Origin of the sequence: uncultured Pseudosulfitobacter sp. (assembly GCF_963976325.1) — a bacterium.
Classification (GTDB): Bacteria; Pseudomonadota; Alphaproteobacteria; order Rhodobacterales; family Rhodobacteraceae; genus Pseudosulfitobacter.
On record NZ_CAXBJW010000009.1, the window covers coordinates 87,323 to 102,092 of the forward strand.

Below are 14,770 nucleotides of genomic sequence, written 5' to 3' on the forward strand. Positions count from 1 at the left end.
GACTAATGAAACTGACATCACTGACACTGGCCGCACTTATGGCCATGGCGGCCCCCGCCATCGCAGAAGTCAAGATTGCACTGGATGGCAAGCCCGATCTGGAACAATCGGGGTCTTACAACTGGGCCTATGCCTTTGGCAACGCGCTGAAAGAGGCCGGGATGGACGTGCGTGAAATGCCACGCGACTCGGTCGGGAACGAGGCCGAGAAATTCGACCAGATTTCCACCGGATTGCTGGAGGTCTCTTTGTCCGACGTGCGCGCCATCGCCCAGATCGACCCCTTCGTTTATGGCGTGCGCTTGCCCTATATCTTTGATGATGCGGCGCATATGGACCGTGCGCTGGCTGCGGGCAAAGTCTTTGACTGGCTGAACGAAAAGCTGGCCGCTCAGGATGCAATGGTCGCGGCCTTTGTGCCCATCGGGCCGTCGTCGGGCATCATCACCACAACCAAAGCCGTGCGCGCGCCTGCCGATATGGCCGACCTGCGGATGCGGGCATTGGATGACGCGCAGATTGCAATGTATCAGGCCTGGGGCTCGACCGGCACGGTGGTGCCTTGGGGCGAAGTGCCCGCAGGCCTGCAAACCGGCGTGATCGACGGCTACCTCAACTCGCCTTTCGTGCCGGTGATTTTCGGCCAGACCGATTTTGTCAGAAACTTCTCGGATGCGGGTGTGATTATCCCGATGCGGGCCGTTTTGTTTTCGAAAGGCTGGTATGATGGCCTGAGCGACGACGAACGCGCTGCCGTCGATGCCGCCGTGGCCACGGCCGATGCCGCCAACCGCGCGTGGCTGGCCGAAGCGTCCGAATCCGGGCTGACCGCGCTTGAGGAAAAAGGCGTGACCGTACAGCGCCTGACCGCAGAAGAACGCGCCGTGTTCCGCGAAGCATCCAAGCCGGTCTACGAGTCGGACCTGATGCCAAGCGAAGACGTCAAGATCTGGACAGACCTGTCCGACAGCAACCGCTAAACACAACCGCCGGGCCCAAGACCGGGCCCGGCATTTCCAGTGGAGATCGGCACATGCGCCACGTCATCATCTCGATCAGCAACGGCATTCACGCAATCACGCGACGTGCTGCGGTTCTGGCTGTCTGCCTGATGTTTCTGACGGTCATGCTGCAAATCATCGCCCGCTACGTGTTTTCCGCGCCCCCGATCTGGACCGAAGATGTCGCGCGATATGCGATGGTCTGGACCGGCCTGCTGGGCGCAACACTGTCTTTCAAAACCCGTTCAGACGCCGTGCTGATGCAAAGCGTCTTTCCCAAACCGCCGCACATTCTTTCCGCGCTTGGCGACGCCATCCAAAGCGCGGCCGTGCTGATTTTTGTCCTGCCGGTGGTCTATTTCTGTTTTGTCGGCCTGCGTGGTGGCTTTGACAAAGGCTACCTTGCAAGGCAATCGGGGTTAACCGCAGACACGCTTGGCATTCCGATGGTGTGGATTTCGGTTTCGGTGCCACTGGCAATGATCATCATCCTGCTGCATCTCGCGGCAAGATGGGCAGGCGATACTGCCGCTGACAACGCCCAATCGCAACTGGACTGACATAGCAGCCTGCGTGGCGCGGTCAAAGGCCACCAGCCGCGTGATGTCGCCCGGCCGGTGCCTGTGGCAGCCGGGTTGACATCATCGGCGCAAAGGTCGGCCTCGCAGATCGGTCGGCCGGTTTTGATCGGTTTGGCCATTTGTCTACCTTTCTCCTTGCCCGAGGCTGACCCTTGGGGGCGTGATTGCGCAGAACGCTCTGACAGGAATGCCCGTCAGATGTGTGCCCGCGAAAGCTGCGGTATGATCACTTGCCCTCGTCGCGGATCGGATTGGAAAGTGTGCCGATGCCCGAAATTTCCACTTCGATCCGGTCGCCGTCTTTCATGAACAGCTTGGGCTCGCGGAACAGGCCGACACCGCTGGGCGTGCCTGTGGCGATGACGTCCCCCGGCAGCAGTTCGGTCACGATCGACAGATAGGCAATCAGTTCAGGGATGTTGAAGGCCAGATCGGAAATCGGGGTTGATTGCACGACTTCGCCGTTTAGCCGGGTTTCCATGGTCTGTGCTGCCGGATCGGTCATCTCGTCTGCTGTGACCAGCCAAGGCCCCATCGCCCCGCTGTCGACAAAGTTCTTGCCTGCCCAGAACTGCGAGGTGTGGCGCTGGTAATCGCGGATCGACCCGTCGTTAAAGCAGCTGTAGCCGCCCACATACGCCATGGCGTCGGCTTCCGGGATGTTGCGCCCCGCTTTGCCGATAATCACCGCCAGTTCGCCTTCGAAATCGAACCAGCCGGACGCCTGCGGGCGGATCATCGACACATCGTGGCCGACCACCGAAGACGGGTAGCGGGTGAAAATCGACGGCTTGGCCGGCTTGTCGCGGCCTGTTTCGTTGATGTGGGTCATGTAGTTCAGGCCGATGCAGATAATCTTGTCCGGGTTCGGCAAGGGCGACAGCAACTTGACCGACGCCATGTCCAGCACTTCGCCCGTTTCAGCGGCGGCTTTAAGCTGATCCAGTGCACCCGCCGCCATCACCGCCCGCAGGTCGGGGAATGTTGCGCGCAGCGCCTTGCCTGCGTCGTGCAGTTTACCGTCCTGCACAATGCCGTAAGATGCGGTTCCGTCCGCAGTGATATAAGAAGAAATACGCATCGTTATGCTCCGTTTGTTGGGTGTTGATCGGGTTTTATCGTGGACTGTGGAACAGGGCCGCAGCCCATTGGCGCATGTCCACCTTGCGGACAGCCCTAGTCTGACACTGCCAGAACGATCTTGCCGACGTGGTGGCCCTTTTCTATTTCCAGATGCGCCTGTGCGGCGTCGGACAGCGGCAGGACAGCGGCCAGTGCCGGGCGCACCTGCGTGCCCAGCAAGGGCCAGACATCGCGGCGGATCATCTGTGCCACCTGTGTTTTTCGCGCAAGCGCCAGTGGGCGCAGCAGCGATCCGGTGATCGAGATACGCTTGGCCATCAGTTTCTTGAGCGGCACGCTCAGCGCGGCACCGCCACCGCCCGACAGATGCGCAATGCGCCCGTCCGGGGCCATCATCTCCAGATCCGCGTCAAGATGCGCACCGGCAGAGACATCCAAAAGCGCACTGATGCCCTGACCGCCCGTGGCATCCAGTACTTTGGCCGCCAGTTCGGTGTCATTGTAGTTGAACGCATCGCGCGCGCCGAACCGTTTGGCGGCGGCAATCTTGTCGGCACTGCCGCAGGTGGCCAGAACGCCGTAGCCCAGCGCCGACATCGCCTGAAGCGCCAGATGGCCGACGCCGCTGGTGCCGCCGTGCATCAGGGCGAATTCGTCGGGTCGAAGCTGCATCAGGAAAAAGAAGTTCCACCACGCGGTGAACAGCGCCTCGGGCACTGCCGCGGCCTCGGTCATGCTTAACCCCTCGGGCACCGGCATCGTCAGGGCCACATCTGCCACCGCATATTCGGCGTAGCCGCCGCCTTGCAACAACGCCATCACTGGCGCGCCGATGTCCAACCCGGTCACCCCCGGCCCCAGCGCAACGACAACGCCCGCGGCTTCGAGCCCCGGCACAGGGTTGCCATCATGGTGGATGCCCGCCGCACGTTGCAAACAGTCGTGGCGATTGATGCCCGCCGCCGCGACGCGGATCAGCACCTGATGCGCCCCGGGGTGCGGCAGCGTCAATTGCGCGGTTTGTAAAACCTCTGGCCCGCCGGCTTCGGAGATGATGATCGCGGTCTGAAAATCTGGTAGCTTGGTCATGCGCGTAAATCGCTCCGTCCCGTGTTTAGTGTGTCTGGAATTTTTCGGGCCGCGATCATTCCTGCCGGACAACCGAGTCCAGCCAGGCGCAATTGGGCACAGGATCGGCGGCGCGCATGCCACGGCTGGCGGCGTCTATCCGCATCTCGCGCATGCGTTCGCGGGCCGGATCGCCGTCTGGCAGGTGCACCCGTTCGTGGCCCCAATAGCTGGGTCCGTCTGACGTTTCGTGCGCCTCCCATGTCGCGGGCTCGATCACCCGCGCGCCCCAGCCATATTCGACGAAAAACCCCGAAGGTGTGGTCGCGTAAAAGCTCATCATGTGGTCATTGGAATGCCGCCCCAGCGTATAGGCCACGCGCCCCTCGTCCTGTTGGGCGATGTCATAGCCCTGGCCTACGTCGTCCAGCGATTGCAGTTCGACCATGAAATGATGCAGCCCCTTGCGGCCCGATCCGACCATGGCAAAGCTGTGATGCCGCCCGTTGATATGAAAGAAATACAGCGGGAACGGCGTCAGCCCGTAGTCGGTGACGCTGAAGCCAAGAAGATCGCGGTAGAACGGCAAAAGGGCGGAGGCATCTTCGACGTGCAGCACCGCATGGCCCATGCCCAGCGTGCCCGTCTTGAACCCCGAAATGGGCCGTGCCGGGACAAAGGGATCGCTGGCGATCTGCGGTTTCCAAAAGACTTCGATGTGATTGCCATCGGGATCGTTAAAGGAAATCAGCTGGCTGACCAGACGTTGATCGGCCAAAGCGGCCGTTTCAACGCGCACGGCCACGCCTGCGTTTTCAAGGCGGCTGGCCAGACGGTCCAGATCGTCGGGGTGGTCCACTTCCCACCCCATGAAATCCAGCCCCTCTTGCCCGTCATCGGTGACCAGAAGGCGCTGCTTGCGATCGTCCATCCGAAAGGCCCGCGAATTGCCGCCGCGATCCACTTGCTGCATGCCCAGAAGGTTGGTGGCAAAGCCGCTCCAATCCTCGGTCTTTGCGGACCGGATGCCGATATATCCAAGTGAACTGAGGGTCATGGGACAGATTCCTTTCGGGCGTAAGCGGGTGCTGCTGGTCATGGTAAACCAAGCGGCGGATCTTGCACCGCCGACCGCCGGACTTGTCCACTTGACGGACAAAACCGATGACCTCCCCCGACATAGGCCGCGGTTTGTTGACATACCCCCTCTCGATGTAATGATCAGCTTAGGCCCCTATGTGGTCATCGGGAGGTAGAACATTTCAAATTTTGGATCTGTCCGGTCGCTGGAACGCGGCTTGCTTATTTTGCAGACCTTGAACCGGCGGAACGGTTTGAAGGCGGCCGAGGTTGCAACAGCGACGTCTATTCCACGCCCGACGGTCTACCGGCTGCTCGAAACGCTGGAAGGGCTGGGGTTCGTCAGCCGTGACCATTCGTCGGAAAAATGGCGCCCGACGTTGCAGGCCAAATCGCTGAGTTCGGGGTTCCGCCACGAGGATTGGGTCACGCAGTCCGCCGTGCCTGAAATGGTAAGGTTGGGGCGCGAAATCCTGTGGCCGCTCGATCTGGTGACATTCAACGACTACCAGATGGAAATTCGGGAATCGACGCATAACATCAGCCCCTATTCCATTGATCACGGCATGGTCGGGCTGCAACTGCCCGTGCTGGATACGGCTGGCGGGCGCGCTTACCTTGCCTTTTCACGCCAAGAAGAGCGCACGCAAACGCTGGCTGGTTTGTACGCCAAGCTGGGCTGCCAAGGTCCGGTGATATTGCAGGACGGACCGCTAAAACATGTGTTGGATACCTGTGTGAAATTGGGCGTCGGCTACCGCAAGGAAGGCTACCGGCTGAGCACGCAAAGCATCTCTGCCCCGATCTATCGCGGCCAACGGGTTGTGGCCTGTCTGACGGTGATCTGGACCAGCAGCGCCCTGTCGTTCGACAAGGCGCTGGACCAGTATCGTGACAAGCTTTTGGCAACCGCCAATGGGATCACCGACGCGCTGGGACGGCTTGATTTGCCGGATTAATCCGCACAGGTCATTTGCGACATCCAGCGGTGCGCCTTTTGTATCAAGGTGTCGGCTTCGGGTGTGCCGTCGCAGATTATCCCGCTTTGCAGCGGGCGGCCCGCCGACAACAGGCGGTACCCCAGATAGCGATAGGGTTCGGGCACTTTGGAAAAGTCAGTCTGTGTCATGAAGTTGGCAAATGCGTCGCTGGGGACAACCGGATCAAGCCGGTCTTTTTCATAGATCGCGACACGCGCGTGAATGCGCCATCCCGCTTTGGTGCGCACCAAACGATCCACAAACCGCGCGTAGCTGGTGTAATCCACATCGGTTCCGGCGGCCGAGAACCGCCCCAAAATCTGGACGTTGGTTTCCGCCACGGCACGGTGACCTTGCACATCGACAACCGGCAGCCCGATCAGGTGTTTGACCCGTGGCGACTTCGGCACATGCATCTTTTTCGATGCTTCGACAAAATCCGCAAACCAGCCCAGAAACCATGTCACAAAGATAGTGCCATCGGGGGTAAATGTCGCCTTCAGATCGTCCCAGCGCCCTTGGTCACGGTACAGGCCCCATTTCTGGATCAATTGAGCAATCTCGACGATGTCATCTGTGTCATCCATCACGCAAAACCTTGTGAAAAAAACCAGTCCGGCACCAACGGGATTGTTGGCGCCGGAGCTCAGGGGTCAGTTTGCGGCCGTAGCCTTTTCGATGGCGGCAACGAAAGCGTCATAGATGGCCTGACCGTTTTCGTGGCCTGCAATCCATTCGGTCGTCGAGACTGACAGCGCGTCTTTCCATTGCTGCGTCAGCGCATCATCCGGTTCGATCAGGGTGATGTCGTTGGCCGCCAGAACCCGTTCGCGTGCTTCGGTGACGTTCTGGTCAAAGGATTTGCCAAAGTCTTCTGAGAACACCTTGCCCGAATACTGGTCGATGGCAGCTTTGGCCTTGTCCGACAGGCTGTCGTATTTGGCCTGGTTCATCACGATCAGCATGGGTGTCGCGCCCAACGGCAGGTCCAGATAATAGTTGATGGCCTCGCCCACCCGGAACGTCTCGATCGCGCCGAACTGAGAGAACGTGCCCGAGATCAAACCACGGCTGATCGCTTCGGCCAGCCCCGGTCCGGTGATCCCGCCCACGGGCACCGCATCAAGCGCGTTGATGGCGCCCAGCATGATCGGCCCGGGCGCGCGAAAGTTCTGGCCCTTCATGTCCGCAGGTGTGCGCACTTCGACCGTGCTGGCGATGGCGTTGGGAAAGGATGTCATCACGCCGATCAGTTTGAACTTTTCATAGTCGCCGGTGAACAGCCCCTGTTCGTACATCGACCACATTGCCTCGGAACCGATTGTGCCGTTGGGCACCAGAAACGGCAGTTCGCCGATTGTGCCCTGGTCAAAACGTCCGGGTGTATAGCCGGGGATCACCCAAGCGATGTCGGCCACGCCGTCTTCCACCAGCTTGAGCTGTTGCGCAGGGTTGCGCCCCAAGGTGCCGCCCGGGAAAATCTGAACGTCCAGCTCACCGTCCGAGGCGGCGTTCACCTTTTCCGCCCACGGCATCAGGATATTCTTGGTGACGTGCGCCACTGGTGGCTCGAAGCTGGAAAACCGCAGGATCTCGGCGGTGGCGGTGGTGCCAAAAGCGACGGCCGCAGCGGTCGCAATCAGGAAATGTCGTAGTTTCATCGTATCCTCCCTTTTGTGAAATTACTCTGGCGCTGATGGGCTATCCGCTCGACTCTCAAGCCGCAGTTGTCCACTTGATGGACAGACGTTTACCCTAAGATGCTGGGCAGCCAGAGTGTGAGCGGGGGAAACAGCACCAGAATGGTCAGGCGCACCAGATCGGCCACAAGAAACGGCACGATGCCGCGGTAGATCGTGGTGATTTTCACATCGCGGTACATAGAATTCAGCAGCATCACGTTGATCCCGATGGGCGGGGTGATCATGCCGATGCCGATCACCACCACGTTGATAATGCCCCACCAGACCAGATCGTAACCCAGCCCCTGAATGACGGGGATGACAAAAGGCAGTGTGATGACCATCGCCGCAACTTCGTCAAAAAACGCGCCCAGAATGATGTAAAGCAGCAAGATGCCAAAGATCACCATCAGCGGATCGACCGAGGCGTCAGAGATCAGCCCGACGATGAACGACGCACCGCCGGTGACCGAGATAAAGTAGGAAAAGATCGTCGCACCAAAGACCATGATATAGATCATGGCGGTGGACCCGCTGGCCTCGGCCATCACACGCAGGAACGTGGCACGGTCCAGCCTGCGGCGCAGCAATGCGAACAGGAAGGCGATGACAACACCGATGGCGGCGGCTTCGTTCACGGTGAAGATGCCCGAATAGATGCCGCCCAGTACGACCACCGCCAGCAAGATCACGCCCCACGCACGGCCAATCGCGGCCATGCGGTCCCTGAACGGCAGCTTGTCGGATCGCGGGGCGCTGTCGGGGTTGCGCATGACAGTCACCTGCACCGCAATGGCATAGAACAGAACGGCCAGCAGGGCAGGAATGATCGCGGCCGTAAACAGTTGAAGCACCGATTGCTCGGTCAACACCGAATACAGGATCATCATCGCAGACGGCGGCACGATTATCCCCAGCGTACCGCCCGCGGCGACTGCGCCCGATGCCAATGCCGGATGATAACCGCGCGCCAGCATCTCGGGCATGGCGACCCGCCCGAAGGTGGCCGTTGTTGCCACGCCCGACCCGCAGATCGCGCCAAAGCCAGCGCTGGCCACAACGGTCGTCGTCGCCAGACCACCACGGCGATGGCCGAACAACGCACTGGACATGTCATAGACATCCGAGGCCAGCCCGCTTGCGGCGGCAAGGCTGCCCATCAGCATGAACAGCGGGATCACCGCAAGATCAAGCGAGCCCATCGCCGAAGCCGGTTCGCTGGCGAGCAGCGAAATCGCAGGCGCCCAGCCGACAACCTGCGCAAAGCCCACAACGCCGACCAGCGCCATCGAAATACCAATCGGAACGTGCAGCAAAATCAGCCCCATCATGGCGACACAGCCGATCATGGCAATAACAAGAGGATCCATATCCGTTTCCTTTGGGTCTTTGCGCTGTCAGAGCAGAGAAGAAGGGTCGTTGTGCAGCGCCGCGTCTGTGTCGCGGCCGCCAAACAAGGATGAAATGTCGATGATCAGAACCATCGCCTGTACGAAAGCCGCAAGCCACAGCATCACCGTGGCCACGCTCCACCACGGCCAGACCTTCCAACCCAACACCCATGTCCGGTCGCCGTTCTCCTTCAGCGCATCGACGTATCCGACAAATTGCCAGGCCATCAGCGCGATCAGGGCAAAGGTCAGCGCGCTTGAAAACACTTCGAGCAATGCCTTCGTGCGTGGCCCCGCTATCGACCCGAAAACCTCGACGCGGATGTTTTGCTTCATGGCAAGGTTGGCCGGAATACACGCAGAGATCACCACCGCCATGACGACCGAACTGACATCATTGACGCCCTGAAGCGGTGCCTTGAACAGCCAGCGCATCAGCACGTCCGAGGTTGTCATCAGTGCCAGCACCAGCAGGCCGGTGAAGCCAACCAACGCCAGCACCCGCGCCAGTGCATAGGATCTTTTCCAGATAAGTTGCATTGGGTCTCCTCCTCCCGCGCAATGTCTTTGGCAGCTTTTTTCTGCCCCGTTCTCAGGCCGTCATTTCGACAGCCTTGGGTGCAGCATCCGTCTGTGTCAGCAGCGCTGTGCAGCGTTCCAACGTGGCCGATAATGCCTCGGGAAAGAATGCGGCGGCGCAATAGCGGTCGGGCCGGACCAGCAGGATCTGATCGCGGTGGGTCAAGAACGGTCGGATGGCTTGCGGATCGACAGGGCGCAGCGCGTCCAGATCGCCGCTGCCCATGGTGTCCAGCGTGATCGCAGTCAGCGGCAGGCCCAGCAATGTATCCTGCTCGAGCGCGGCCAGCGCCGCCGCCCCTTCAGCATTTTGCGCGATCAGGCAGAAGCCCAGCCCTGTAATGTCGTCAAGCAACTGCACCTTGCTGCCCTTCTGCACCTCAGGCTGGGGGATCATTTCGCCCACCAAGGATGCCTCGAAAAGAGGGGTGTCCAGATCCAGAAACAGCCCCTCAAGATACTGCGGCTTTGGCTTGAACCGCATGTGCACCAGCCAGTCTTTCACAGCTGGAAACGGCTCAAGCGCCTGCATCATCAGGTCGCGGAACATGATCTGGTCGCGCCCGGCGGGCATCACGATGCTGCCCATGGCCACGGCAAGCTGGATCATGTCCCAAGCGGGCTTGCGCCGCTCGGCCTCGTAGCTTTGCATGATATGCGCATCGGCACCGCCGCGCAGGATAACGGCAAGTTTCCACGCAACATTGTGCGCATCGCGCAGGCCCGCGTTCATGCCCTGACCGGCAAAAGGCGGCGTCAGATGCGCCGCATCCCCCATCAACAGAATGCGTCCCGACTGAAACTGCTCGGCCATCCGCGCATGAAAACGATAGACGGTTTTGCGCACAATATCTTCGGTCCGGTAAGGCCGGTAGGGGGTCATCAGATCCTTGAGAAATCCGTCCTGCAACACCTGTTCGCGGGTTTCGCCGGGCTGAAGCATGAATTCGTAACGTCGCCCACCATGCGGAGCAGGCACGCTGACCGTTGGCCGCGCGCCACTGCAAAAGAACTTGGAATAGAGGGTCGGGTCAGGATCGTTCATCGTATCGACGACGATCCAGTCTTCTTCGTAGGTATTTCCCGACATCGGAATGCCCAGCCGTTCGCGGATCGGGCTGCGCCCACCGTCACAGGCCAGCACCCACTGTGTGCGGATCTGATGGCTATGACCGTCCGCATCTTGCACCGTGACCAGCGCATGATCGGGCCCATTGCGTACATCGGTCACCTCGGCCCCGAAGTGCAGTGTGCCCGGGGACGTTTGTGCCGACACATCGCGCAGCGCCGCCTCAAGCTCGGGCTGGAAGAAGAACTGTCGCTTGGCAAAACCAAAGTTGCGCGGCCCCCGCCCCGTCTCTGCAAAACAGTTGCCCTCGTCGTCGTAATACCGCGATCCGACGCCTTCCATCGTGTCCTTGAGATAGGTCTTGTCCAACCCGAACACCTGCATCGTGCGCGCCCCTTCGTCGTCGATCACGATGGCGCGCGGCAGGTTCATCGGCTCTGCGGTTTGCTCCAGAACAACACAGTCGACACCGTAGACAGCCAGCAAATTGGCCGCTGTCAAACCTGTCGGACCTGCGCCGACGATAACGACCGGAATATCGTTGGGATAAGGGGGCATTGGGTGGACCTTTCCGCGTCTTTCTTGCTTCACAACTTGTCTTGTTGTGGCGTGCGCGGGGGGGCTGCGTCTATCGCTTGGCCCCAGCTGTTCACAAGGTGGACAGCCCGTCCCAGGTCAGCCCGTCGGCTTGCGCACCCGCGCCTTGCGGTCGCGGTACGCGATCGTCAGGTCAAGCGGCGTGTCATTCTCGTCATAGACGCCCAGCACCACACCGCGCCGCCGCAAGGATTTGCGCAGTTCGACCAGCTGCGCCTCGGTCCGTGTCGTGCGCTGCGCGATGCGGCGTGTCCAGGCGTGCAGCTTGTCGTACATCCGCGCGATGATCTCTTGATGGTCAGGGTCTTCGGCCAGATCGACAAGTTCGTCAGGATCGTTTTGCAGATCGAACAGGATCGGGCGAAAGCCGCCTTCGCAGTGGATCAGTTTCCAGTGTTTGTCGGCCACCATGAACATGACAGCCTCGCGCACTGACAGGCCAAGGGCGTCGGCCAGTGGTGTCGATGCATAGTCGTATTCGCAGATCACTTTGTCGCGGTCCCACGCCGTCCTGCCGTGCAGCAATGGCAACAAGGAGCGGCCCTCCAACACATGATCAGCCACCTGACCGCCCGCCACGTCGACAAAGGTCGGGGCAAGGTCGATGGCCTCGACCAGCTCATCGCACACGGTGCCGCGCGTGGCATCTGCGGCATTGGTCGGGTCGTAGATGATCAGCGGCACCTTGATGGCGGCATCGTGGAAAAACGTCTTTTCGCCCATCCAGTGATCGCCCAGAAAGTCGCCGTGGTCCGATGTGACAACGATCATCGTGTCATCCATCCGGCCTGTCTCTTCGAGCCAGTCGAACAGCACGCCCATTTGGTCGTCGCACTGCTTGATCAGGCTCATATAGGCAGGGATCACAGCGCCGCGCACATCGTCACGAGAAAAGGCGGTGCCGACCGGATTGCGCATCATTGCCTTCAGAACGGGGTGGGCGTTGTCAAACTCGGACTGTGCACGGTTTGGCGGCGGCACATCCTGCGGGCCATACATCGCGTGATAGGGATCAGGCACAATGTAGGGCCAATGCGGTTTGATATAGCTTAGGTGGCACAACCATGGTGCATCGTCGCGGCTTGCGATAAACTCTATCCCTCGGCGCGTCAGATAGGGGGTTTCGCTGTCCTGTTCCTCGATATTTGCCGCTTCGCCCGCGTTCTTCATGAACCAGCCCGACAGCACGTTGCCCTGTGCATCGACGCCGGCATTCGCGTGGTCGTGCCACGGGTTGTCAGTGTCATAGCCACGTTCCTGTAAATAGGCGTCGTAACCATGCCCGCCCGGTTCCGTCAGCGGCCCGTCGGGACCTACTGCACGCATCCCGTCGTCACGCTCGAACACGTCAAACCCGCATTCCGCCACCCGGGCGCCGATGATGCTGTCGGGGTCCAGACCAAGCCGCGCCATGCCTTCGGCGTCGGCGGCCATATGCGTCTTGCCCACCAACCAGCAGCCCATTCCGGCAGCACGCAGATGGTCGCCCAGCGTCTGCTCGCCCACTTTCAGCGGTGTTGCATTCCAACTTGCGCCGTGGCTGTGCACATAGCGCCCCGTATAGGTCGACATCCGTGACGGTCCACACAGCGGTGCCTGCACATAGGCGCGGGTAAACCGCACACCCATTTTTGCCAGCCGGTCGATGTTCGGCGTGTCGATATGCTGCGCGCCGTAGCAGCTAAGGTAATCCCAGCGCAGCTGGTCGAACATGATGAAAAGAATGTTCTTTGCAGCCATGTCCGCCGCCTTCTATCGCGTCAAAAGCGGGGCTGCGGCCGCATGTGCGGGGCGCTGTTTGATCCGCGCAAGGCAGGCCTGAAGATTGGCCGGAATGTCATATCCGCCATCCTGTGCGGCCCAGTCGAGCACATAGAACAGGGCTGCGTCCGCCGCACTGAAGTCACCCAGAATATAGGGCCTGTCCCCCAGCATCGCGGACAGGCTCATCAGCCCCTTGGCCACCTCGGCACGGCCATGTGCCCTGAGTGTGGCCTGTCCGTCCGCGTCGGGCATGAACTTTTGCGGCACCTTGTCAAAGGTGAAGCCGCGCATGTGGACAGAGCTCACGATGAAATCCAGCGCCTCAAGCACGCGCGCGCGCTCAATCGTACCCGTTGGGGCAAGACCCGCTTGCGGATGGCTTTCAACCAGCCACAGGGCGATGGCCGGAAATTCGGTCAAAGTCGATCCGTCCGCTAGCCCCAGTGCCGGCACCTTGCCCTTGGGGTTCAGCCCCAGATAAGTCGCCCCCCGCTGGTCGCCCGCCCGTACATCGACAATTTTGGTCTCGAACACTGCACCAACCTCGTGCAACAGCAACAAAATGCCGTTCGAGCAGCTTTGCGGAGAATGGTAGAAGGTCAGCATGGCAATCTCCTTACAGGCCAAGCCGCGCGCGAACCTGTTTTGGCGTTTCCAGATCAAAGCCCAGTTCGTTCACGATCCGCGCCGCCTTTTCGACCATCGCGGCGTTGGACGGTGCCTTGACGCCCTTCGCCAGCCAAACGGCGTCTTCCATACCTATGCGTATGTTGCCACCCATCAGCGCCGATTGTGCCACCATCGGAAAAGCCATCGCGCCGGTGCCGAACCCCGTCCAGATTGCATTGGAGGGAAGCAAACCGCGCGCATACAAAAGCGTTTCGGGCAGCGGTACGAAGCCGAACTTGACCCCCATCACAATCGAACACAGCGGCGGATGTTCAAAGAACTGCTCGTCCATCAGCGTGTTCAGAATTGCCACGTCGCCACTGTCGAACAATTCAATCTCGGGGCGCACGCCAGCGTCTTGAATCAACGTGCCCATGCGGCGGATCGACGACAGCGTGTTGATCACGACCTCTTGGCCAAAGACCATCGTGTTCAGGTCCAGCGTGGCAATGTCCGGCTTGATCGCCAGAACATGCTGCACACGGTCATCGGGCACAAGCAGATTGGTCCGCGGCCCCGCAACCGCCGGATCTGCCTCGGACGGCTCGTAGCGCCCGCCGTTGCCTGTGGTCAGGTTGATGATCAGATCATCGTTATTGTCGCGGATGCGGTCCACCACCTCGCGGTAGAGCGCAGTGTCCATTGATGGCATTTCGGTTTCGGGGTCGCGCACGTGGATATGTACAATCGCCGCACCGGCCTCCGCCGACGCTAAGGCATCGCAGGCGATTTCTGCGGGTGTAATCGGCAAGTTGATGTTTTGAGCACGGGAGGAAAAATTGCCCAACACCGCCGCGGTTAGAAATAGGGATGTCAATCGCAGCGCCTCCAGAAAACAGGTATCGCGATTGTCTCGCCGGGAATCATGAAAAGCCAGAGACCGCCCGCACCTGTCCACCTGTCGGACGGCACCGCATATCGAACCCGGCCTATGAGCGATACCTGAACCTGACGGCAAACTGTCGATACATCTGGAGGGGGTTCTGGCCGCGCTCTTGTGTCGTGGCTCGAGGGTCAAAACGCAAAAAGGCCTGAGCGACAAAACTCAAGCCTTTGAATATAGTGAGGAATTAGGGTTGGTTGCGGGAGCTCGACTTGGACACTATTTCTCTGGCTTGAACGAAGTTCGTATCGAACGGCAAAACGAGTAAGCGCTCAAAGTTAGATAGCTTTTGACCTGCCCCCTGCTGGTCCCTCATTCATAACGAGAGTCTGCAGGTTGGATT

The 14,770-nt window shown here is 60.2% G+C and carries 14 protein-coding genes; 3 read left to right on the forward strand and 11 right to left on the reverse strand.

Features of this window, described 5'->3' with window-relative positions; all coding sequences use genetic code 11:
* Positions 1–5: 5 nt before the first annotated feature.
* The gene (locus tag AAC077_RS16770; RefSeq protein ID WP_339771899.1) at positions 6–980 is read left to right on the forward strand and encodes a TRAP transporter substrate-binding protein; all 975 of its coding nucleotides are present in this window, start codon (positions 6–8) and stop codon (positions 978–980) included.
* A 53-nt stretch (positions 981–1,033) separates the two neighbouring features.
* On the forward strand, positions 1,034–1,561 hold the full coding sequence (locus AAC077_RS16775) for a TRAP transporter small permease subunit (protein ID WP_339771901.1): 528 nt from the start codon (positions 1,034–1,036) through the stop codon (positions 1,559–1,561).
* A gap of 247 nt (positions 1,562–1,808) precedes the next feature.
* On the opposite strand, the gene AAC077_RS16780 is transcribed toward AAC077_RS16775, so the two are convergent.
* The 3 genes from AAC077_RS16780 to AAC077_RS16790 all read right to left on the reverse strand — a co-directional run bounded on the left by AAC077_RS16780 (position 1,809) and on the right by AAC077_RS16790 (position 4,790).
* On the reverse strand, positions 1,809–2,663 hold the full coding sequence (locus tag AAC077_RS16780) for a fumarylacetoacetate hydrolase family protein (protein WP_339771903.1): 855 nt from the start codon (positions 2,661–2,663) through the stop codon (positions 1,809–1,811).
* Positions 2,664–2,758: 95 nt separating this feature from the next.
* Positions 2,759–3,754 (reverse strand): NAD(P)H-quinone oxidoreductase, encoded by a 996-nt coding sequence (locus tag AAC077_RS16785; RefSeq protein ID WP_339771906.1) that lies wholly within the window; start codon positions 3,752–3,754, stop codon positions 2,759–2,761.
* A gap of 55 nt (positions 3,755–3,809) precedes the next feature.
* On the reverse strand, positions 3,810–4,790 hold the full coding sequence (locus AAC077_RS16790) for a VOC family protein (protein ID WP_339771908.1): 981 nt from the start codon (positions 4,788–4,790) through the stop codon (positions 3,810–3,812).
* Positions 4,791–5,019: 229 nt separating this feature from the next.
* Here AAC077_RS16790 and AAC077_RS16795 point away from each other — a divergent pair, with 229 nt between their 5' ends.
* A complete protein-coding gene (locus AAC077_RS16795) occupies positions 5,020–5,772 on the forward strand; it encodes a helix-turn-helix domain-containing protein (RefSeq protein WP_339771934.1) in 753 nt (250 codons plus the stop codon).
* On the opposite strand, the gene AAC077_RS16800 is transcribed toward AAC077_RS16795, so the two are convergent.
* From AAC077_RS16800 to AAC077_RS16835, 8 genes are all read right to left on the reverse strand, one after another.
* Positions 5,769–6,380 carry a nuclear transport factor 2 family protein gene (locus tag AAC077_RS16800; RefSeq protein WP_339771911.1) on the reverse strand — a complete coding sequence of 204 codons (612 nt, stop codon included), beginning with the start codon at positions 6,378–6,380 and terminating at the stop codon, positions 5,769–5,771. The genes AAC077_RS16795 and AAC077_RS16800 overlap by 4 nt on opposite strands.
* Positions 6,381–6,446: 66 nt before the next feature.
* Entirely contained in the window at positions 6,447–7,454 is a 1,008-nt protein-coding gene (locus AAC077_RS16805; RefSeq protein WP_339771914.1) for a TRAP transporter substrate-binding protein, read from the reverse strand.
* 89 nt (positions 7,455–7,543) lie between these two features.
* Positions 7,544–8,845, reverse strand: a complete 1,302-nt coding sequence (locus AAC077_RS16810) for a TRAP transporter large permease (RefSeq protein ID WP_339771917.1) — start codon at positions 8,843–8,845, stop codon at positions 7,544–7,546.
* A 27-nt stretch (positions 8,846–8,872) separates the two neighbouring features.
* A complete protein-coding gene (locus AAC077_RS16815) occupies positions 8,873–9,406 on the reverse strand; it encodes a TRAP transporter small permease (RefSeq protein ID WP_339771919.1) in 534 nt (177 codons plus the stop codon).
* A 52-nt stretch (positions 9,407–9,458) separates the two neighbouring features.
* Complete coding sequence (locus tag AAC077_RS16820; protein ID WP_339771922.1) at positions 9,459–11,072, reverse strand: bifunctional 3-(3-hydroxy-phenyl)propionate/3-hydroxycinnamic acid hydroxylase; 1,614 nt, start codon at positions 11,070–11,072, stop codon at positions 9,459–9,461.
* A 117-nt stretch (positions 11,073–11,189) separates the two neighbouring features.
* Positions 11,190–12,851 (reverse strand): alkaline phosphatase family protein, encoded by a 1,662-nt coding sequence (locus AAC077_RS16825; protein ID WP_339771924.1) that lies wholly within the window; start codon positions 12,849–12,851, stop codon positions 11,190–11,192.
* A gap of 12 nt (positions 12,852–12,863) precedes the next feature.
* A complete protein-coding gene (locus AAC077_RS16830; RefSeq protein ID WP_339771927.1) occupies positions 12,864–13,481 on the reverse strand; it encodes a glutathione S-transferase family protein in 618 nt (205 codons plus the stop codon).
* 10 nt (positions 13,482–13,491) lie between these two features.
* The gene (locus tag AAC077_RS16835; RefSeq protein WP_339771929.1) at positions 13,492–14,361 is read right to left on the reverse strand and encodes a 3-keto-5-aminohexanoate cleavage protein; all 870 of its coding nucleotides are present in this window, start codon (positions 14,359–14,361) and stop codon (positions 13,492–13,494) included.
* Positions 14,362–14,770: the final 409 nt, after the last annotated feature.